This is a genomic window from Kistimonas ophiarachnellae (assembly GCF_057552235.1).
On record NZ_BAAJPA010000077.1, the window covers coordinates 1 to 443 of the forward strand.

A 443-nucleotide genomic window follows, 5' to 3' on the forward strand; every position below is an offset into this window, starting at 1 on the left:
CCCCCCATCTTCCACTGCCGTATTAACACTGACAAGTTCTGCTACCGGCTGAGCGTTAGAACCACTGACGGTAATCGTCGCGGTGGCTGTTGACGTCACCCCCTCATCATCACTCATGGTATAGCTGACAGTTACCGTGGCACTTTCGCCAATAGCCAGGTAATCAAAATCACCCGCAGGATTGAATTCCAGTCGATTATTAACGATCTGAACGGAACCACCATTGGTAGTGCGGCTGCCATCGCTATCGGTTATTCCGGTAATGGTCACTGCATCCAGACTGAAGTTGACCGCAGTATCATCACTGTCAACATCGGTATCGTTGGCAAGTACATCCAGCGTTGTTGCACCCACGGTAGAAGCATTGCCGGTGTCAGCTACAGCGACTGGCGCATCATTGGTACCCGTGACCGTGATAGTCACCGTCGCGGGTTCACTGGTGG

The 443-nt window shown here is 52.6% G+C and carries 1 protein-coding gene; it reads right to left on the reverse strand.

What is annotated here, in order from left to right:
• On the reverse strand, window positions 1-443 hold a 443-nt coding region (locus AC27K1_RS21705), incomplete at both ends, for an Ig-like domain-containing protein (RefSeq protein WP_487152884.1).